This window comes from Congregibacter brevis, assembly GCF_045689245.1.
GTDB lineage: Bacteria > Pseudomonadota > Gammaproteobacteria > Pseudomonadales > Halieaceae > Congregibacter > Congregibacter brevis.
In genome coordinates, this window is record NZ_CP136865.1 from 3,594,645 (window position 1) to 3,614,923 (window position 20,279).

Consider the following 20,279-nt stretch of genomic DNA (forward strand, 5'->3'; position numbering starts at 1 on the left):
CACCTCTCGAGTGAGTTTTGATTAATAGCCAGTCTTGGAAATAATTGCTTGGGCGACGTTGTTCGGCGCTTCGGCATACTGTGAAAATTCCATGGTGTAGGTCGCTCGGCCCTGGGTAGCGCTGCGCAAGTCAGTTGCGTAGCCGAACATCTCCGCCAGCGGAACGTCCGCGTTGATCACCTTCCCGGATGGATTCTCATCCATACCCGCGATCACACCGCGTCGGCGGTTCAGGTCACCCACGACGTCGCCCATGTTCTCTTCAGGGGTTACGACCTCAACCTTCATAATCGGTTCAAGTAGCACCGCACCGCCCTCTTGGGACAGCTGCTTGGTCGCCATGGACGCTGCAATCTTAAAGGCCATCTCATTCGAATCCACATCGTGGAAAGAACCGTCATAAAGCGTAGCCTTCAAACCCAGCAAGGGGTAACCAGCGAGGACACCATTTTGCATCTGGTCCTCGATGCCTTTCTGTACGGCAGGAATATACTCTTTGGGTACAGAGCCACCCACGATCTCGTTGACGAACTCCAGCCCTTCGTCACTTGCATCCTCTGCCGGCTCAAAGCGAATCCAAACGTGACCGTACTGCCCACGGCCACCAGACTGGCGAACGAACTTGCCTTCGATTTCGGAGGTATTGCGAATCGCCTCACGATAGGCGACCTGAGGGTTGCCAATGTTGGCTTCAACACTGAATTCCCGACGCATACGATCAATAATAATATCCAGGTGTAGCTCGCCCATCCCCGAGATAATGGTCTGGCCAGTCTCTTCGTCAGTCTTGACGCGGAATGAAGGATCCTCCTGGGAGAGCTTACCTAGCGCGACACCCATCTTTTCCTGATCTGCCGTAGAGCGAGGCTCCACCGCTACAGAGATAACGGGCTCCGGAAACTCCATACGCTCAAGAACGATGGGGCTGTCCTGCGAGCAAAGAGTGTCTCCAGTAGTGACATCTTTGAGGCCTACAGCAGCGGCGATATCGCCCGCGAGCACTTCCTTAATCTCTTCGCGCGAGTTCGAGTGCATCTGCACCATCCTGCCCACACGTTCTTTCTTACCTTTTACCGAATTGAACACGGCGGTACCGCTCTCGAGCTTGCCCGAATAAACGCGGAAAAACGTCAGCGTGCCTACAAAGGGGTCCGTCGCAATCTTAAAAGCGAGAGCTGCAAAGGGCGCTGCATCATCAGCCTCACGCTGCTCTACGGTCTCACCGTCTTCCAACGTGCCTTCAATGGCCTTTACTTCCGTAGGCGCGGGCATGTAATCGATCACCGCGTCGAGCACGGCCTGAACGCCCTTATTCTTGAACGCAGAACCGCCAAGCACCGGAACAATCTCACTCGCCAGCGTCCGTGCGCGAATGCCGGCTTTGATCTCTTCCTCGCTAAGCTCCTCACCCTCAAGGTACTTATTCATCAGTTCATCGTTAGCTTCCGCGGCGGCTTCAACAAGAAACTCGCGCATCTCAGCGACCTGATCGGTGAGCTCATCGGGAACGTCGGCATACTCGAACGTCATACCCATGTCGTCTTCGCTCCAAAGGATCGCCTTGTTTTTCACAAGATCGACGACGCCCTTAAAGTGCTCCTCTGCGCCGATAGTCATTTGCAGCGGCACTGGATTAGCGCCCAAGCGTTCTTTGAGCTGATCAACAACACTGTGGAAGTCCGCCCCGGCGCGGTCCATCTTGTTGACGAAGACCATACGGGGAACGTGGTATTTGTTGGCTTGTCGCCAAACTGTTTCAGTTTGCGGCTGGACGCCGGAAGAACCGCAAAGAACGACGACAGCCCCATCGAGAACTCGCAGGGAGCGCTCTACTTCGATGGTGAAGTCTACGTGACCCGGGGTATCAATGATGTTGATACGGTGTTGGTCAAACTGCTGATCCATGCCCTGCCAGAAACAGGTGGTCGCAGCCGAGGTGATAGTGATGCCCCGCTCCTGCTCCTGCTCCATCCAGTCCATGGTGGCTGCGCCATCATGAACCTCGCCTATCTTGTGAGACAGACCGGTGTAGAACAGGATGCGCTCCGTGGTCGTGGTTTTACCCGCGTCCACGTGCGCAACGATGCCGATGTTTCGATAACGACCGATTGGAGTCTTACGAGCCACGTTACTGCCCCGGTAATCGAACGGTGGAAAAACCTAGAATCGGAAGTGCGAGAACGCCTTGTTGGCTTCCGCCATGCGGTGTACGTCTTCACGCTTCTTCACGGCATTACCTTTGCCCTGCGATGCATCGAGAATCTCACCAGCAAGACGCTGACGCATAGACTTCTCACCGCGGTTACGGGCGTATTCCACCAACCAGCGCATAGACAATGCGATACGGCGTGAGGGACGTACTTCAACGGGCACCTGATAAGTAGCACCACCAACACGTCGGGATTTAACCTCGACCATGGGTGCGATGTTCTCCAGCGCCTCGTCGAACACTTCGATGGGGTCTTTGCCGGCACGTTCCTGAACGAGATCAAGAGCACCATACACAATGCCTTCAGCAACAGACTTCTTGCCGCTGACCATTACGTGGTTCATGAACTTAGCTAGGGTTGCGTTTCCGAACTTGGGATCAGGCAGCACTTCACGTTTCGCTACCACTCTTCTTCTTGGCATGATCTATTCCTTTTTCTTCAGGTTATCCGGATACCGTCCTGCCACCTTATAGGCGGGGGGCGGCAGAGATCCGGCCTTACTACGTTGTGCCCGAGGGCTGAACTCAGCCATCGGGTTACTACGATATGCGTAGTCTTCAAGTGCGGCTCGGGTCTTCTCGAGCTGCGGTTACCACTTTTACTGCTTTGTTCTGCTTACTGTAGTACTTGCTGCTTTACTTACAGTCTTGCTTACGCTTTTACTTACTTGGGTCGCTTAGCACCGTACTTTGAGCGGCCGTTCTTACGATCAGCAACACCGGAGGTATCGAGGCTTCCACGGACGGTGTGATAACGCACACCAGGAAGGTCCTTAACACGACCACCCCGGATCAGGACAACACTGTGCTCCTGAAGGTTGTGGCCTTCACCACCAATGTAAGATGACACTTCATAGCCGTTGGTCAGACGAACACGGCATACCTTGCGAAGCGCAGAATTAGGCTTCTTTGGTGTAGTTGTGTAAACACGGGTACAAACCCCGCGGCGCTGGGGGCAGCCCTGAAGAGCTGGGACATCGCTCTTTTCGATCTTACGCTTGCGCGGCTTACGCACCAGCTGGTTAATTGTTGCCATTAATACTGGACTCCAGTCTCACTAGGAAGAAGAGGGTTTACTGACTTGCTATCCCGATTCTTGTGGACCGTAATCCAGTAAGATCAGTGGAGATAGACAGGCAAAGCAAAACCGCCCTCCATAAAAAGGAGGCGGCATTCTATAGATGCGCCGCTGGGGAGTCAACAATATTGCCCAGACCTAACGATCAACAGAGCCAAAGCCGAAAGAAGCCTGCCACGGGTGACAGGCGCAGAGAAAAACTAAGTGGGGGCTTACCGCACAGAGCTTACCAACCTTGTGCGATAAGCGTTCGCGCGGCTTAGTTAGCTGCGTGTACTAAACGGAAGGTATACATGTTTGGGGACGCACAAGACACCGTATCCTCCTGCGCGTCAGCCTGAACCTTCCAACCACCCTTATTAAAGTAGTTATCAAAGCCCATACCCAGCTGTGAATAGGAGGGCCAAGCTTGGACGTGGTAATAGTCAAACTCCGTATCCCCAAAGCCTAGAGTGGGCAAAAAAGCCCAACTCACCGAGCTCTGCCCCATTTCGGCCATCGCAGAAGACATCGCACGATGAGCCCCGACAGCGTCGCCAAGGCCGGCACCGTCCTCAATGTCACAACGCGAGAACCAGACCACGCCGCGCTCCCAGGGTCCGTCACCATCCTCACCGTAGATCGGAGTCACCGCAGAGAGCGAATAGTTGCACTCCATCACATCTTCAAACATGGGGCCGACGTCGTCGTCATCTTCCATCCAGGCGTCATAGCCCTTGCCCATATCAGAACCACTACCCCAATTACCAATCCACGCAAAATCCCAACCAGAAGCATCTTCGTGCCAATTCGGAGAAAGAACGTAATAGGTATAGCCCGGATCATTCTTTTTGACCCATTTGGTAAATGCGTTAGTGAGTTTTCGAAGGTCGTCGCTGTCTTTGCCTTCCTTGTAGGCGCAGGTCATTAACTCGCTAGGCGCGAACTGCATTTCCATATGGTGATCAGCTTGCGCCGGTAAACCAAAGAGTGAGAATACACCTGCGCTTAAAACCACACTGCCAAGATTTATTTTCATAGTTATTGCCTCGTTGTGGATATCTACACGTTAACAAACCGTGCCGTATCCTCAGCGTAGACCAAGAAAGCCTTAGGTCAATGACAATTACTTAGATCACGAGGCCTGCTCTAGTGCCGGTCGATCCCTTGTTGCGGGCATAAAAAAAGCGGCGCTGTCTGTACAGTCGCCGCTTTATGAGCCTCAGAACAGCAAGGCAGTTTAAAGCTCAAATCACTCTGAGCTTTCTTCCTGCAGTGCTTCTGTGAGTGCTGCTTCAATATCCTGAGCAGATACAGACATCTCGCTTTCTTCTTCCGAGCGCTTCTTACGCTCCTCATGATAAGTGAGGCCCGTTCCCGCAGGAATCAGACGACCAACAACCACGTTCTCCTTCAGACCACGGAGATAATCGCGCTTGCCCGTGACAGCTGCCTCGGTAAGTACACGTGTAGTCTCTTGGAAGGATGCCGCAGAGATAAAGCTTTCCGTAGCCAATGATGCCTTGGTAATACCCAGCAGCTCGCGCTCGCCGGTAGCACACACCAGACCTTCAGCCTGCAGACGCTCATTCTCTTCGAGGAACCTCGTGTACTCCACTTGCTCACCCTTGATCAGAGAAGAATCGCCCGACGAAGAGATAACGACCTTACGCAGCATCTGGCGAACAATCACCTCGATGTGCTTGTCGTTAATCTTCACGCCCTGGAGCCGGTAGACTTCCTGGATCTCGTTAACGATGTACTTCGCCAGCTCAGAAATGCCTTTCAAGCGCAAGATGTCGTGAGGGCTGAACGGCCCCTCGGAGATCATCTCGCCCTTCTCCACGGACTCGCCCTCGAATACCGAAAGGTTACGCCACTTGTGGATAAGCGCCTCGTAGTGATCCGAACCATCGGGCAACGGCTTGCCGTCGGTAGGTGTTATAACCAAACGACGCTTGCCTTTGGTCTCTTTACCAAAGCTAACGGTACCGGAGATCTCTGCAAGAATCGCTGGCTCCTTAGGCTTACGAGCCTCAAAGAGATCGGCAACACGCGGCAGACCGCCGGTGATGTCACGAGTCTTGGATCCTTCCTGCGGGATTCGCGCGAGGACGTCACCGGCATCTACCGCCGAACCATCCTCATGACCGACGAGCGCCAAGGCTGGTAGGAAGTAGTGAGCAGGCACATTTGTATCTGCAAGGCACAACTCTTCGCCTTTGTCGTCTACCAGAGTGATCGCCGGACGAACATCTTTGCCCGCCGCTGGACGCTCACCACCTTCCATAACCTCGATGCTGGAGAGGCCTGTGAGATCGTCAGTCTGACGACGAATAGTGATGCCTTCGTCCATGCCGCTGAATTTCACAGTACCCGCCACCTCGGTGATGATCGGGTGAGTGTGCGGATCCCAGGTTGAAACGATGTCGCCAGCTGTAACCGGACTGTCGTCTGCAACCTTAATGATCGCACCATAGGGCAGCTTGTAACGCTCACGCTCGCGACCCACTTTGTCGAGAATTGACAACTCACCGGAACGCGATACTGCGATCAAGGTGCCGTCTTTGCGACCCACTGTCTTCACGTTGTGCAGACGTACGACACCATCATTGATGATCTGGATGTTGTCCTGTGCAGTCGCACGAGACGCCGCTCCACCAATGTGGAAGGTACGCATGGTCAACTGTGTTCCAGGCTCACCGATCGACTGAGCGGCAACCACGCCAATGGCCTCGCCCATGTTGACGCGATGACCACGAGCAAGATCACGGCCGTAACAGGTAGAACAGATGCCGTGGCGCGTATCACAGGTGATCGGAGAGCGAACTTCCAGCTCGTCGATACCCATTTCCTCCAAACGACGGATCCACAGCTCATCGAGCATAGTGCCCGCGGTAATGGCGATTTCGTCTTCGGAACCGGGACGGAACACGTCCTTCGCAACGATACGACCGAGCACACGATCACCGAGGGTCTCAATGATGTCACCACCATCAATAACCGGCGTCATCAGTAGACCATTATCAGTACCACAATCAACTTCGGTAACGACGAGATCCTGAGCTACGTCTACGAGACGACGAGTCAGATAACCTGAGTTCGCAGTCTTGAGTGCCGTATCGGCCAGACCCTTACGGGCACCGTGAGTAGAGATGAAGTACTGGAGTACGTTCAATCCCTCGCGGAAGTTAGCGGTAATCGGCGTCTCAATAATCGAGCCGTCCGGCTTGGCCATCAGACCACGCATACCTGCCAACTGACGAATCTGCGCAGGGGAGCCACGAGCACCGGAATCTGCGTAGACGAATACAGAGTTGAAAGAATCCTGATCTTCGTCTTCACCGTCACGGTTCTTGACCGTTTCTTTCGAGATGCCCTTCATCATTGACTTGGACACCAGGTCGTTTGCCCGCGACCAGATATCGATCACCTTGTTGTACTTCTCACCCTGGGTAACCAGACCGGCAGCGTACTGCTCCTCGATCTCTTTCACCTCGGCTTCAGCACTCTCGATGAGCTCGGCCTTCTCTTTGGGAATTTCGAAGTCATTCACGCCGATAGAAGCGCCCGAGCGAGTGGAATACTCATACCCGGTGTACATCAGCTGGTCGGCAAAAATAACCGTCGCCTTCAGGCCCACAGCGCGATAACACTGGTTGATGATCTGTGAAATGGCACGCTTAGCCATTGGCTTATTGACCATTTCGTAGGAGATGCCCTGAGGCACAATATCCCAAAGCAATGCTCGACCCACAGTCGTATCAACAACCGCTGTGCGCTCCAGGCTCTCACCCTCGTCAGTGATAGTTACTTCATGAATACGTACTTTGACGCGTGCCTGAAGATGCGCCTCACCAGTAACGTAGGCGCGATGCACCTCGTTGAAGTCGGCAAATACGCGGCCTTCGCCACGAGCGTTTACGCGCTCGCGGGTCATGTAGTACAGACCCAGTACGACGTCCTGAGACGGAACAATAATCGGCTCACCGTTCGCGGGTGACAGGATGTTGTTCGTAGACATCATCAAGGCACGCGCTTCCAACTGAGCTTCGATAGTCAGCGGCACGTGCACAGCCATCTGGTCGCCGTCAAAGTCAGCGTTATAAGCTGCACAAACCAACGGGTGAAGCTGAATCGCTTTACCCTCAATCAATACTGGCTCAAAAGCCTGGATACCCAGACGGTGGAGTGTCGGAGCTCGGTTCAGTAGTACCGGGTGCTCACGAATCACTTCTGCGAGGATGTCCCACACTTCTGGTGGCTCACGCTCGACCATCTTCTTGGCTGCCTTGATGGTAGTCGCAAGACCTCGCGCCTCCAGCTTGCCGAAGATAAATGGTTTGAACAGCTCCAGTGCCATCTTCTTTGGCAGTCCACACTGATGCAGACGCAGAGCAGGACCTACCACGATCACAGAACGGCCGGAGTAATCAACACGCTTTCCAAGCAGGTTCTGACGGAAACGACCCTGCTTACCTTTAATCATGTCAGCGAGAGACTTAAGCGGACGCTTGTTGGAGCCGGTGATCGCACGGCCGCGACGACCATTATCCAACAGTGCGTCGACAGACTCCTGCAGCATACGCTTCTCGTTGCGCACGATGATGTCCGGCGCATTCAAATCCAGAAGACGCTTCAGACGGTTGTTACGGTTGATAACCCGACGATAAAGATCGTTCAGGTCGGAAGTCGCAAAACGGCCGCCATCCAGAGGAACCAGCGGACGAAGATCCGGCGGCAGAACGGGCAGCGCGTTCAGCACCATCCACTCTGGCTTGTTGCCGGAACTCGCGAAGGCTTCCATAAGCTTAAGGCGCTTGGAGAGCTTCTTAATCTTGGTCTCGGAATTAGTCTGAGGAATCTCTTCCCGCAGCGTCGCCACTTCAGTCTCAAGATCCAGTTGCTTCATGAGATCCTGAACAGCTTCCGCACCCATCTTCGCGGTAAATTCGTCACCGAACTCTTCCATGGCCTCGTAATACTGCTCATCCGTAAGCAACTGTCCGTGCTCAAGCGTGGTCATGCCGGGGTCGGTAACAACGTAGGACTCAAAGTACAGGACGCGTTCGATATCACGCAGGGTCATATCGAGAAGCAGGCCAATACGCGAAGGTAGGGACTTCAGGAACCAGATGTGTGCTACCGGGCTCGCCAGTTCGACGTGACCCATTCGCTCACGACGAACCTTTGCGAGAGCAACTTCGACGCCGCACTTCTCACAGATAACACCACGATGCTTCAGGCGCTTGTACTTGCCGCACAGGCATTCGTAGTCTTTTACCGGGCCAAAAATCTTGGCACAGAACAAGCCATCACGCTCAGGCTTGAACGTTCGATAGTTAATTGTTTCGGGCTTTTTCACTTCCCCGAAGGACCAGGAGCGGACCATTTCCGGTGACGCCAGGCCGATACGAATCGCATCGAATTCATCTGACTGTCCCTGGGACTTCAGTAGGTTAAGTAAGTCTTTCAAGGCATTTCCTCCACGAGGTGTTCTTGCCGTGCCGATCGCCCCGAGGGCGACCGACAACCGATTCCTTAATGTTTACTCTTAATTCTTTATTCGCTTTCCAACTCGATATCGATACCGAGGGAGCGAATTTCCTTCACGAGCACATTGAAGGACTCGGGCATACCCGGCTCCATGCGATGGTCACCATCGACAATGTTTTTGTACATCTTGGTCCGCCCGGCCACGTCATCAGACTTGACCGTCAGCATCTCCTGCAGGGTGTATGCAGCGCCGTAAGCTTCGAGAGCCCAGACCTCCATCTCCCCGAAACGCTGGCCACCGAACTGGGCCTTACCACCCAGCGGCTGCTGGGTAACAAGACTGTAAGATCCAGTAGAACGTGCGTGCATCTTGTCATCCACCAGGTGGTTGAGCTTGAGCATGTACATATAACCCACGGTTACAGGGCGATCGAAAGCATCACCCGAACGCCCGTCGTAGAGCGTTACCTGGCCACTTGAATCCAGTCCCGCGAGTTCCAACAAAGACTTAATGGAATCTTCCGCAGCGCCGTCAAAGGCCGGAGTAGCCATCGGCACACCAGCTCTCAGGTTCTTCGCTAGCTCAATGACCTCGCCGTCTTTCAGGCCCTTAATATCAGCCGCGCGACCTGCTCCGTTATTGTAGATACTCTCGAGGAACTTTCGGATATCAGCAGTCTTGCGCTGCTCCTCAAGCATCTCGTTAATCTTGTCACCAAGACCTCGAGCGGCCATACCCAAGTGAGTCTCGAGAATCTGACCCACGTTCATACGGGAAGGAACACCCAGAGGGTTGAGCACGATATCTACCGGCTCGCCGTTCTCATCGTAGGGCATGTCCTCTACAGGCATGATCACCGAGATAACACCCTTGTTTCCGTGGCGTCCAGCCATCTTGTCGCCTGGCTGAATGCGACGCTTAACTGCAAGATAGACCTTGACGATTTTCAGTACGCCCGGCGCCAGATCGTCTCCGCTCTGGAGCTTGTTCTTCTTGTCTTCAAAGCGTTCTTCGAGATGCTTGTTCTGCTCTTCGAGCTGGTTTTGTGCCGATGCGAGGGCATCATTAAGCTCAGCATTATCAAGCTTAAGCTTGAACCACAGCTCGCGATCGAGATTCTCAAGAACATCCGCAGTCAGTTGAGTACCCTTAGACAAGCCGCCGCCGCTTACGGTCTTAGCACCGCTGATCAGGTTACCAAGCCACGAGAAAGTCGCCTCTTCGTATATGCGGAACTCTTCCTTGAGATCCTTACGGTACTCATCGAGCTGGGTCTTTTCGATGTGCTTTGCGCGAGCGTCTTTCTCAAGTCCGTCGCGGGTAAAGACCTGTACGTCGATAACCGTACCTTTCGTGCTTGATGGTACGCGCAATGAAGTGTCTTTAACGTCAGATGCCTTCTCACCGAAGATGGCACGGAGAAGCTTTTCCTCCGGTGTCAGCTGCGTTTCGCCCTTGGGCGTCACTTTGCCGACCAGAATATCGCCGGCATCGACTTCAGCACCAATATATACGATGCCGGACTCGTCCAGGTTAGACAAGGCGCCTTCACCGACGTTTGGAATGTCACCGGAAATTTCTTCAGAGCCCAGCTTGGTATCGCGAGCGATACATGTCAGTTCCTGAATGTGAATCGTTGTAAATCGATCTTCTTTAACGACTCGTTCGGAGACAAGAATTGAATCCTCGAAGTTGTAACCGTTCCAGGGCATGAACGCGATGCGCATGTTCTGGCCAAGAGCCAACTCACCAAGGTCAATGGATGGCCCGTCGGCGAGAATATCTCCCCTCGCGACTGAGTCACCACGACCTACGATAGGACGCTGGTTGATACAGGTGTTCTGATTAGAACGCGTGTACTTGGTCAGGTTGTAAATATCAACAGGCGCTTCGCCAGGGCCAACTTCTGAGTCGTCGACGCGGACCACGATACGGCTCGCGTCAACAGAGTCGATAAATCCGGGACGCTTAGCAACGACACAAACGCCGGAATCCGCTGCGACAAAGCGCTCCATGCCGGTACCGACAAGGGGCTTTTCACTACGTAGCGTAGGCACAGCCTGACGTTGCATGTTAGAGCCCATCAATGCGCGGTTCGCATCATCGTGCTCGAGGAACGGAATGAGCGCGGCCGCTACTGATACGATCTGCTGTGGAGACACATCCATGTAATCAATGCGCTCTGGGTCCATGACCGTAAATTCGTTCAAGTGACGAACGGCAATCAGGTCATCTACAAAGCGGTTTTTGCTATCGAGCTCAGCGGAAGCCTGAGCAATTACGTGCTCTGCCTCATTGATAGCTGACAAGTACTCGATGTCGTCAGTCACCACACCGTCTACAACTTTTCGGTAGGGGCTCTCGAGAAATCCATACTCGTTTGTACGGGCATAAACCGCCAAAGAGTTGATCAGACCAATATTCGGTCCCTCTGGAGTTTCAATAGGGCATACACGACCGTAGTGCGTCGGGTGAACGTCACGAACCTCAAAACCAGCACGCTCTCGGGTTAGACCACCTGGCCCCAATGCAGAAACACGACGCTTGTGTGTCACTTCTGATAGCGGGTTGTTCTGATCCATAAACTGAGAAAGCTGACTGGAGCCAAAGAACTCTTTCACCGCCGCTGAAACAGGCTTCGCGTTGATGAGATCCTGCGGCATCAGACCTTCGCTCTCTGCCATCGAGAGACGCTCTTTAACAGCGCGCTCTACACGAACCAAACCAACTCGGAACTGGTTCTCGGCCATTTCGCCGACACTTCGAATACGACGGTTACCCAGATGATCGATATCATCGACCATACCTTTACCGTTACGGATACCGACCAGGGTCTGCAGTACATCAACGATGTCTTCGCGAGACAGAGTTCCTTCGCCAACAATCTCTTCACGACCGAGACGACGGTTGAACTTCATTCGACCTACACCAGACAGGTCATAGCGATCGGGGGAGAAGAACAGATTCTGGAACAGGTTCTCCGCAGACTCCTTAGTCGGCGGCTCGCCGGGGCGCATCATGCGGTAGATTTCTACCAGCGCTTCCAACTCGTTACGTGTGGAGTCTTGTCGTAAAGTATGCGAGATAAACGGCCCACAATCGAGCTCATTGGTGTAAAGCGTCTCGATGGATGTAACCTTCGCTTCTGCAAGCTGACCAAGAACTTCTTCGCTGACCTCGGTGTTGCACTCGAACAGAACTTCGCCACTGTTTTCATCGACGATGTTCTTCGCCAGCGCACGGCCGTGAAGGTACTCGGCAGGTACGGGCAGCTCGGTGGCGCCGGCCTTCTCGAGTTCGCGAATGTGACGAGCAGTAATTCGACGACCCTGTTCAACAATCACCTTCTTGCCGACCATAATGTCGAACGCCGCTACATCCCCACGCAAGCGCTCAGGGATCAGCTCCATGTTGTAGCCACCATCAGCGTCTACGGTAAAGACGTTGATATCGTAGAACATGGCAAGGATTTCTTCGGACTCATAGCCAAGAGCCCGCAAGAGAATCGTTGCTGGCAACTTACGACGGCGGTCTATTCGAGCGAACACCATATCTTTGGGATCGAACTCAAAGTCCAACCAGGAGCCGCGGTAAGGAATGATTCGCGCTGAGTACAAGAGCTTGCCCGACGAATGGGTCTTGCCCTTGTCGTGATCAAAGAATACACCGGGAGAGCGGTGGAGCTGGGAAACAATAACCCGCTCGGTACCGTTGATGACGAAGGTTCCGTTGTCCGTCATGAGCGGAATCTCGCCCATGTAGACTTCTTGCTCCTTGATGTCTTTGATGGTCTTGTTGGAGCTTTCCTTATCGTAAATTATCAGCCGCACCTTCACCCGTAACGAGCAGGAGTAGGTAACGCCGCGCAGCTGGCATTCGCTCACATCAAAAACTGGAGTACCTAAACGGTAGTCCACGTATTCGAGTGCCGCATTGCCGCTGTAGCTGACAATTGGGAACACGGACTTAAAGGCGGCGTGCAGGCCGTAGTCCAAACGCTCTTCCAGGGATACGCCCTGCTGCGTGAACTTGCGATACGAATCAAGCTGAATCGCCAGCAGGTAGGGCACATCCATGACTGTCGGCATGGTGCCGAAATCCTTGCGGATGCGTTTTTTCTCAGTGTACGAGTAAGGCATCTATACTCCCCAGCGTTAAAAGCCAACCAAAATTGGCCAAAAAAATTCGTTCTCCGCTAGCGCTGAATCAACAGCGATCAGAGCGGGAAAAGGCCGGTGAGCAAACGCCCACCAGCCTTTGTGTGCCCGGGCGCACCCGGGCAGACTTCAAGATTACTTAAGCTCCGCAGAGCCGCCAGCTTCTTCAAGCTGCTTCTTGATGTCTTCTGCTTCGTCTTTGGAAGCGCCTTCCTTGATTGCGGAAGGAGCACCGTCGACCAGGCCTTTGGCTTCTTTCAGGCCAAGACCGGTTACAGCGCGAACAACCTTGATGACGTTAACTTTCTTTTCACCAGCAGAGGTGAGCATTACGTCAAACTCGGTTTGCTCTTCGGCTGCGCCACCGGCGTCACCACCAGCTGCTGCTGGAGCAGCTGCTACTGCTGCGGCCGCGGTTACACCAAACTTCTCTTCCATTGCGTCGATGAGCTCGACTACTTCCATTACGCTCATCTCGGCGATTGCCGTAAGAATGTCGTCTTTTGACATACCCATGAGGTCTTTCTCCTAATCTTCTGCTATTGCTAGCGGATTTTGGCTGAATGCAAAAAGTGCTGTTTAGGCCGCTTCCTGCTCTTTCTGATCGCGTACTGCTGCCAGCGTGCGAACCAACTTCCCAGGTACTTCGTTCATTGTCTGAGCCAGCTTGGTTACCGGCGCCTTCATAACACTCATCAACATCGAGAGTGCCTGATCGCGCGTTGGCAACTTCGCCAGAACATCCAACTGTTCCGCACCCAGCATCTGGCCGCTCACCGCCAATACTTTCACTTCAAAGGCATCGTTATCTTTCGCGAAGTCCTTGAAGAGTCTCGCTGCAGCGCCCGGATCTTCCATGGAAAATCCGAACAATGAAGGACCTACCAATGCGTCGTTGACACACTCGTAATCGGTACCTTCCAGAGCACGTTTAGCCAAGGTATTGCGCACTACACGCAGAGTTACCTGACTTTCACGAGCGTCCTTGCGCAGCGCCGTCATCCCGCTCACGGATACACCACGTGCATCAGCGATTACGAGAGACATAGCACTGGTGGCAGTCTCATTGACTTCAGCTACGATCGCTTTCTTGTCTTCGAGTCCAATTGCCACTGGTTATACTCCTGGATTACTTACTCAGGCACCGCTTGCTCAGTGCTAGGCACGTCACAAAGCGACACCACTCATTGTGGTGAAACTTCTCACCATCTGCGCAGGTTCAGCCTCATGGCTGGATTAAGTGCGACAAACTGCCCGAAGGGGTCAAAAGTCCGCTACACACCTACGGTCTTTGATGGTCATCGGCGCCCGGCAAGTCCAGAACGCTTTCGCGTCTTAACAGCCTTTTGCAGAGACCTCATCAAAGGACGACATCACCGGATTACGGCTCTTGTCATCGTCGATCGCACGTCCCTGTGCAATCCCGGAAGTGATTCTCTTGTGAAGAATCACCTCCTTATTCAAACAATCAAACGACTGGAGTTAAGCTTCCAGAGACGTCTGATCAACGGTAACGCCAGGACCCATAGTGGTCGAAAGTGTCACCTTCTTCATGTAAATGCCTTTTGACGCTGCTGGCTTACCCTTGCGGAGATCAGCAAGAACCGCCTCAAGGTTGCCGCGTATCGCATCAGCGTCAAAGCTGATCTTGCCAATACCACCGTGAACGATGCCGTTTTTGTCAGTGCGGTAGCGCATCTGTCCGGCTTTCGCGTTCTTCACAGCAGTTTCTACGTCGGGGGTTACCGTTCCGGTTTTAGGGTTCGGCATTAATCCACGAGGACCAAGAACCTGTCCCAGCTGACCAACAACGCGCATCGCATCCGGAGATGCAACGACCACGTCGAAATCCATCATGCCGCCCTTGATCTGCTCGGCAAGGTCTTCCATACCAACCAGGTCAGCACCCGCAGCGGTAGCCTTCTCTGCAGCATCGCCTTGAGCAAACACGGCAACGCGAACATCACTTCCTGTACCGTGCGGCAGTGTTGTAGCACCGCGAACAGCCTGGTCAGATTTACGTGCATCAATGCCGAGTTTGATAGCAACTTCAACGGTCTCGTTAAATTTAACCGTCGATACTTCCTTTAACAGGCCAACAGCCTCATCAAGAGAGTACGTACGTGTGGGGTCAATTTTCTCGCGAGCATTTTTTACTCGCTTGCTAAGCTTAGCCATTACTTAACCCCCTCAACGTCGATGCCCGCAGAACGTGCACTGCCTGCAATGGTGCGTACCGCTGCATCCATGTCCGCAGCAGTCAAATCAGGCCACTTCTGCTCAGCGACTTCTTCGAGCTGCGCGCGGTTAACCTTTGCCACCTTCTTGGTATTCGGCTCGCCAGAACCTTTGGCGATACCCGCCACCTTTCGCAGCAATACAGATGCTGGTGGTGTCTTCTTGATGAAGGTAAAAGAGCGATCGCTGTAAACAGTGATCACTACAGGAATTGGAAGACCAGGCTCGGTGCCCTGCGTTTCCGCATTAAAGGCCTTACAAAACTCCATGATATTGACACCGTGCTGACCCAGCGCCGGACCTACTGGAGGACTCGGGTTCGCTTGACCAGCAGGCACCTGAAGCTTGATATACGCTTCTACTTTCTTTGCCATGATTACATTCTCCTGGGTTCAAACGGTTGAGTCGCGAGGTACTCAAGGACGGGGTCCTCAAGAATCTATGCGCTACAACCTCCCCAATCTGGACGCGCTAACGTCCGTCGTAGTTTGCTGCGAAAACCCCGAACCCCTTCGGGATCCTGACGTCATCGCAACCCTTGATCAGGCCTTTTCGACCTGACCGAATTCCAGCTCTACTGGCGTCGAACGCCCGAAGATCAACACCGCAACGTTCAAGCGGCTCTTTTCGTAGTTCACTTCTTCAACGACGCCGTTGAAATCATTAAACGGCCCGTCGATGACTCGAACCATTTCGCCTGGCTCGAACATCGTCTTGGGACGAGGCGCCTCGGTACCCTCCTCAATACGGCTGAGGATTGCTTGCGCTTCGGCATCGGTAATCGGTGCCGGAGCATCCGCTTTACCACCAATAAACCCAAGTACTCGTGGAGTCTCTTTTACAAGGTGCCAGGTGTCGTCACCAAGCTCCATCTGGACCAGCACATAGCCCGGAAAAAACTTTCGTTCGCTGCGACGCTTCTGACCACCACGCATTTCAACCACCTCTTCGGTGGGAACGAGGACATCACCAAAGCGATCGCCCATCGCGTGCAGCTCGATACGCTCTTGTAGCGCCGTCGCTACCTTCTTCTCGTAGCCCGAGTAGGCGTGCACAACATACCAACGCATTGCCATTCTCTTTCTCCGATCCAACCCTAGCCAATGGCTAGCGAAACAAGCCAACCCAGGAACGAATCAAGTCCCCAGAGAATCAATGCCACTACCAATACAAAAGCCACAACAATCATCGTGGTCTGCACTGTTTCCTGTCGCGTGGGCCAGACAACCTTGCGGATCTCCGTGCGCGAACCCTTCACCAGGGACCAGAAAGAAGCGCCTTTTGCGGTCTGCAGCGCTACAAAACCTGCAGCTGCCGCGAGCGCAACAATACCGAGCACGCGATACAACAACGATTCGTTTGCGAAATAGCTATTACCGACAACGGCCACAGCGACCAAAGCGGCAACGACCAGCCATTTCATGCCGTCAAAACGGCTTACGGGTGCGTCTGCACTCATTTAACTACCTTAATAAAGCTCAGGAACTCTCGCTCCGAACTATGTCCTGCCTATATGGCAGGCCAGGAGGGAATCGAACCCCCAACCTGCGGTTTTGGAGACCGCTGCTCTGCCAATTGAGCTACTGGCCTGGAACCTGTTACGTCTAATGTCTTCAGACGACGAAGCCGAACCGCCAAATAACGGTCCGGCTTGATCGTTACATCATCTTGAGCCGAAGCAGATCTCACTAATCGACTAGTAAGATCCGCGATTCACGCCGGTGTTACTTCGCTCGCTGCTTGCGCTCTTACGCTCGCTTCGCAACACCACCGAGACTCGCTCGAGTCGTACCTAAGGCTTGTGCCGGTGTGCCTGTTTCGCAGCAATCAGGAGCGCAAAGCGCGACGCGAACAAACAGGTGCAGCGGTGCAAGCCGAAGTCACTACCCTCGTCTTACTCGATGATCTTAGCGACGACGCCAGCACCAACAGTTCGACCACCCTCACGGATAGCAAAACGCAGGCCTTCTTCCATCGCAATCGGTGCAATCAACGTCACTACCATCTGTACGTTATCGCCCGGCATAACCATCTCAACGCCTTCGGGAAGCTCACAAGCACCCGTCACGTCCGTCGTACGGAAGTAAAACTGCGGACGGTAGCCCTTGAAGAATGGCGTGTGACGACCACCCTCATCCTTGGACAGTACATACACCTCAGACTCAAACTTGGTGTGAGGGTTAACACTGCCTGGCTTAGACAGAACCTGTCCACGCTCGACTTCCTCACGCTTAGTACCACGCAACAGAACACCAACGTTCTCGCCCGCACGACCTTCGTCAAGCAGCTTGCGGAACATCTCAACACCTGTGCATGTAGTCTTAGCCGTGTCCTTGATGCCGACAATCTCAATCTCGTCGCCAACAGTCACGATACCGCGCTCAACACGACCGGTAACAACAGTTCCACGACCCGAGATAGAGAACACGTCCTCTACCGGCATCAGGAACGGCTGATCAATCGCTCGCTCGGGCTCTGGGATGTAAGAGTCCAGAGTCTCAACCAGGGTCTTAACCGCAGTTGTGCCCAGCTCGTTGTCATCCTTGCCTTCCAGCGCCATGAGCGCTGAACCACAGATGATCGGAGTGTCGTCACCCGGGAACTCGTACTGATCAAGAAGCTCACGAAGCTCCATCTCAACCAGCTCTTTCATCTCTTCGTATTCTTCCGAATCCGCACCGCCGCAATCTTCTGCAAGCAGGTCAGCCTTGTTCAGGAAAACCACGATGTAAGGTACGCCTACCTGGCGAGACAGCAGAATGTGCTCGCGAGTCTGAGGCATAGGGCCGTCAGTGGCGCCACATACCAGAATCGCACCGTCCATCTGCGCAGCACCAGTGATCATGTTCTTCACATAATCCGCGTGCCCTGGGCAGTCAACGTGAGCGTAGTGACGGCTGTCCGACTCATACTCAACGTGGGAAGTCGCAATCGTAATGCCGCGCTCTTTCTCTTCCGGAGCGTTATCAATACCGTCAAACGCTACCAGATCGCCGCCCCATACTTCTGAGCATACCCGTGTAAGCGCCGCCGTCAGCGTCGTCTTACCGTGGTCAACGTGTCCAATCGTTCCCACGTTAACGTGGGGCTTATCGCGCTCAAATGCTGCTTTTGCCATTACAACTACTCTCCTTGCACCGGTGACGATTACCCGCCACGCATCATCTTTGATTCTTTTAAGGTGTCACGCGAACATCGCGCCCACCACACACAACCTTTACTACCAACCACATTCACTTACAGCTAACACAACAACAGCTAAAGCAATGGAGCTCATAACCGGACTTGAACCGGTGACCTCTTCCTTACCAAGGAAGTGCTCTACCGACTGAGCTATATGAGCCTGTAGATTGCTTCTGCACTACTTCGGCACCCAAACTCAAAGCGCCTGCCGGCTCTCACCGACCCCTGCCTACTGACTCCCACCCATTCTTGCGAATGAGCGCAACGTCAGATGCCGTTGCTGGAGCGGGTAGCGGGAATCGAACCCGCATCATCAGCTTGGAAGGCTGAGGTTCTACCTTTGAACTATACCCGCGGTATCAATCTTGCCTCACCAGCACAAGCCGCAGAGCGCCTAGCACGGCCACCTATCTTGTGGTCGCGCGGCGCTCTTGTACGTCGACGCTACTGCTCTGCCGGCGCTTAATATTCTTTCTTTTTCAAAAACTTATGGTGGAGGGAGGTGGATTCGAACCACCGAAGCTCGCGCGTCAGATTTACAGTCTGATCCCTTTGGCCACTCGGGAACCCCTCCGAAAGGCGGCACATTGTCCAGATGAGGCTTGGTAATGTCAACAGATTTCTAACTGAAAACAGGCCGTTAGCGCTAACTCGGGGCCACATTGAATAACCGTGCACCGAGCCGCCAGCACAAGAAGACCGTTAGCTGCTAAATGGCCGCTTAAATGCACAAAAAATTTTGAAATGGAGCTGGCGAGAGGAATCGAACCCCCGACCGGCTGATTACAAATCAGCTGCTCTACCTACTGAGCTACGCCAGCCAAAACGCGAGGTGCGCGAGTGTAGTCAAACAGTCGATCGCTTTCAATCACTCACGGTAAAAAAAGAGTCACAAATTTTCTCAGCGTCGCTGGGTCGCCAACTACAAGACCCACCTATGAATACGATGCAGTTAAGACCTGGCCCAAAAAGCCACGAAGTCGAGCTAGACAGCTAGCGCCGTTGCTGCCGCAGCCACCTGTTTACCGCGTTGCTCAAGAGCCCCTAATGCAGCTGCGCCGTAGCGCTCCACGATGCCCTCTTCGGTATTGCCAGGCACTCCCCCGACAAACGGCGGTGCAGGATCGTACTCAAGGGCGAGCATCGTCAAAGCTGCGGCATCACGCCCCAGCACTTCATCCAACACAGTAAACGCAAAATCCACACCGGCAGTTACGCCACCACCCGTGATCAAGCTGCCATCGACGACCACCCGCTCTTTTACGGGAATAGCGCCCAAGCTCTTCAGAAAGTGATGAGACGCCCAGTGCGTTGTGGCTCGCTTACCCTTCAGCAAGCCCGCAGCACCGAGAACGAGTGCTCCTGTACAAACCGACGTAACGTAGGTCGCGGTGGACGCCGCCGCGCGTACATAATTCAAGGTAGCGGTATCCGTTAGCAGCGGATTTACACCACCACCACCGGGCACGCAAAGAATGTCAGCCTGCGGAGCGGACTCATAATCGTAGTCAGGCATGATTTTTAGACCTGAACCTGCCGTTACCAAGCGACGTTCGGGCGCTACGGTAAATACATTCCAACCGGCCTTGGCGAAAACCTCGATCGGGGCAGTGGCATCAAGTTGCGTTATGCGATCAAAGACCATAACCGCGACCGACATCCCTGTCGCATCGCCGGGCTGGACTCCAGGAGCATCTGACTCAGGTTCAGCTGTCCCTTTCGAGACACCCCCCAAAGCTGCAGCAACTCCCAGAGCGGCACCAACACCGAGAAACTTTCGACGAGTTGGACCTGAGCCGGCCACTCGGTCCCTCTCGCCGTCAGACTCCCCCGCATCTATACGCTGGCTTTGGGGGCTATCTTCACCGTGCATATCAGACTCCATTCAAGACCATGTCGCGGCGCCAGTCCTTGCGGAACTCACACCACAACCGAGTA

The 20,279-nt window shown here is 53.8% G+C and carries 14 protein-coding genes and 5 tRNA genes; all 19 read right to left on the reverse strand.

Features of this window, described 5'->3' with window-relative positions:
* Nucleotides 1-21 precede the first annotated feature (21 nt).
* The 19 genes from fusA to R0137_RS16125 all read right to left on the reverse strand — a co-directional run bounded on the left by fusA (nucleotide 22) and on the right by R0137_RS16125 (nucleotide 20,214).
* Nucleotides 22-2,127: an elongation factor G gene (fusA, locus tag R0137_RS16035; RefSeq protein ID WP_407327397.1), complete on the reverse strand. Its 2,106-nt coding sequence runs from the start codon at nucleotides 2,125-2,127 to the stop codon at nucleotides 22-24.
* Between the two features lie 33 nt (nucleotides 2,128-2,160).
* Complete coding sequence (gene rpsG / locus R0137_RS16040; protein ID WP_407327398.1) at nucleotides 2,161-2,631, reverse strand: 30S ribosomal protein S7; 471 nt, start codon at nucleotides 2,629-2,631, stop codon at nucleotides 2,161-2,163.
* Nucleotides 2,632-2,873: 242 nt separating this feature from the next.
* Nucleotides 2,874-3,245, reverse strand: a complete 372-nt coding sequence (gene rpsL, locus R0137_RS16045) for a 30S ribosomal protein S12 (RefSeq protein WP_008292624.1) — start codon at nucleotides 3,243-3,245, stop codon at nucleotides 2,874-2,876.
* A gap of 301 nt (nucleotides 3,246-3,546) precedes the next feature.
* Entirely contained in the window at nucleotides 3,547-4,305 is a 759-nt protein-coding gene (locus R0137_RS16050; protein ID WP_407327400.1) for a hypothetical protein, read from the reverse strand.
* A 213-nt stretch (nucleotides 4,306-4,518) separates the two neighbouring features.
* The gene (gene rpoC, locus R0137_RS16055) at nucleotides 4,519-8,742 is read right to left on the reverse strand and encodes a DNA-directed RNA polymerase subunit beta' (protein ID WP_407327401.1); all 4,224 of its coding nucleotides are present in this window, start codon (nucleotides 8,740-8,742) and stop codon (nucleotides 4,519-4,521) included.
* A gap of 86 nt (nucleotides 8,743-8,828) precedes the next feature.
* Nucleotides 8,829-12,902: a DNA-directed RNA polymerase subunit beta gene (rpoB, locus tag R0137_RS16060; protein WP_407327403.1), complete on the reverse strand. Its 4,074-nt coding sequence runs from the start codon at nucleotides 12,900-12,902 to the stop codon at nucleotides 8,829-8,831.
* A gap of 153 nt (nucleotides 12,903-13,055) precedes the next feature.
* The gene (gene rplL, locus R0137_RS16065; protein WP_407327405.1) at nucleotides 13,056-13,436 is read right to left on the reverse strand and encodes a 50S ribosomal protein L7/L12; all 381 of its coding nucleotides are present in this window, start codon (nucleotides 13,434-13,436) and stop codon (nucleotides 13,056-13,058) included.
* A gap of 63 nt (nucleotides 13,437-13,499) precedes the next feature.
* Entirely contained in the window at nucleotides 13,500-14,033 is a 534-nt protein-coding gene (rplJ, locus tag R0137_RS16070; RefSeq protein ID WP_407327407.1) for a 50S ribosomal protein L10, read from the reverse strand.
* Nucleotides 14,034-14,402: 369 nt separating this feature from the next.
* The gene (gene rplA / locus R0137_RS16075) at nucleotides 14,403-15,098 is read right to left on the reverse strand and encodes a 50S ribosomal protein L1 (protein WP_407327408.1); all 696 of its coding nucleotides are present in this window, start codon (nucleotides 15,096-15,098) and stop codon (nucleotides 14,403-14,405) included.
* A complete protein-coding gene (rplK, locus tag R0137_RS16080) occupies nucleotides 15,098-15,532 on the reverse strand; it encodes a 50S ribosomal protein L11 (RefSeq protein ID WP_008292632.1) in 435 nt (144 codons plus the stop codon). Before rplK ends, rplA begins: the two co-directional genes overlap by 1 nt.
* Nucleotides 15,533-15,700: 168 nt before the next feature.
* Nucleotides 15,701-16,234, reverse strand: coding sequence for a transcription termination/antitermination protein NusG (gene nusG / locus R0137_RS16085; protein ID WP_407327410.1), 534 nt, complete (start codon nucleotides 16,232-16,234; stop codon nucleotides 15,701-15,703).
* 20 nt (nucleotides 16,235-16,254) lie between these two features.
* A complete protein-coding gene (gene secE, locus R0137_RS16090) occupies nucleotides 16,255-16,617 on the reverse strand; it encodes a preprotein translocase subunit SecE (protein WP_407327412.1) in 363 nt (120 codons plus the stop codon).
* 55 nt (nucleotides 16,618-16,672) lie between these two features.
* Nucleotides 16,673-16,748 (reverse strand) — tRNA-Trp (locus R0137_RS16095).
* Nucleotides 16,749-17,052: 304 nt separating this feature from the next.
* A complete protein-coding gene (gene tuf / locus R0137_RS16100; protein ID WP_407327396.1) occupies nucleotides 17,053-18,276 on the reverse strand; it encodes an elongation factor Tu in 1,224 nt (407 codons plus the stop codon).
* A 149-nt stretch (nucleotides 18,277-18,425) separates the two neighbouring features.
* A tRNA-Thr gene (locus tag R0137_RS16105) sits at nucleotides 18,426-18,501 on the reverse strand.
* Between the two features lie 121 nt (nucleotides 18,502-18,622).
* Nucleotides 18,623-18,696: transfer RNA gene (locus R0137_RS16110), tRNA-Gly, on the reverse strand.
* A 135-nt stretch (nucleotides 18,697-18,831) separates the two neighbouring features.
* A tRNA-Tyr gene (locus R0137_RS16115) sits at nucleotides 18,832-18,915 on the reverse strand.
* Between the two features lie 171 nt (nucleotides 18,916-19,086).
* Nucleotides 19,087-19,162: transfer RNA gene (locus R0137_RS16120), tRNA-Thr, on the reverse strand.
* A 164-nt stretch (nucleotides 19,163-19,326) separates the two neighbouring features.
* Nucleotides 19,327-20,214, reverse strand: a complete 888-nt coding sequence (locus R0137_RS16125) for a DJ-1/PfpI family protein (RefSeq protein WP_407327413.1) — start codon at nucleotides 20,212-20,214, stop codon at nucleotides 19,327-19,329.
* Nucleotides 20,215-20,279: the final 65 nt, after the last annotated feature.

Coding starts and splice junctions, on each gene's coding strand:
- rpsG (WP_407327398.1), bottom strand. CDS start 2,631: ATGCCAAGAAGAAGAGTGGTAGCGAAACGTGAAGTGCTGCCTGATCCC.
- rpsL (WP_008292624.1), bottom strand. CDS start 3,245: ATGGCAACAATTAACCAGCTGGTGCGTAAGCCGCGCAAGCGTAAGATC.
- R0137_RS16050 (WP_407327400.1), bottom strand. CDS start 4,305: ATGAAAATAAATCTTGGCAGTGTGGTTTTAAGCGCAGGTGTATTCTCA.
- rpoB (WP_407327403.1), bottom strand. CDS start 12,902: ATGCCTTACTCGTACACTGAGAAAAAACGCATCCGCAAGGATTTCGGC.
- rplL (WP_407327405.1), bottom strand. CDS start 13,436: ATGGGTATGTCAAAAGACGACATTCTTACGGCAATCGCCGAGATGAGC.
- rplA (WP_407327408.1), bottom strand. CDS start 15,098: ATGGCTAAGCTTAGCAAGCGAGTAAAAAATGCTCGCGAGAAAATTGAC.
- rplK (WP_008292632.1), bottom strand. CDS start 15,532: ATGGCAAAGAAAGTAGAAGCGTATATCAAGCTTCAGGTGCCTGCTGGT.
- nusG (WP_407327410.1), bottom strand. CDS start 16,234: ATGGCAATGCGTTGGTATGTTGTGCACGCCTACTCGGGCTACGAGAAG.
- secE (WP_407327412.1), bottom strand. CDS start 16,617: ATGAGTGCAGACGCACCCGTAAGCCGTTTTGACGGCATGAAATGGCTG.
- tuf (WP_407327396.1), bottom strand. CDS start 18,276: ATGGCAAAAGCAGCATTTGAGCGCGATAAGCCCCACGTTAACGTGGGA.
- R0137_RS16125 (WP_407327413.1), bottom strand. CDS start 20,214: ATGCACGGTGAAGATAGCCCCCAAAGCCAGCGTATAGATGCGGGGGAG.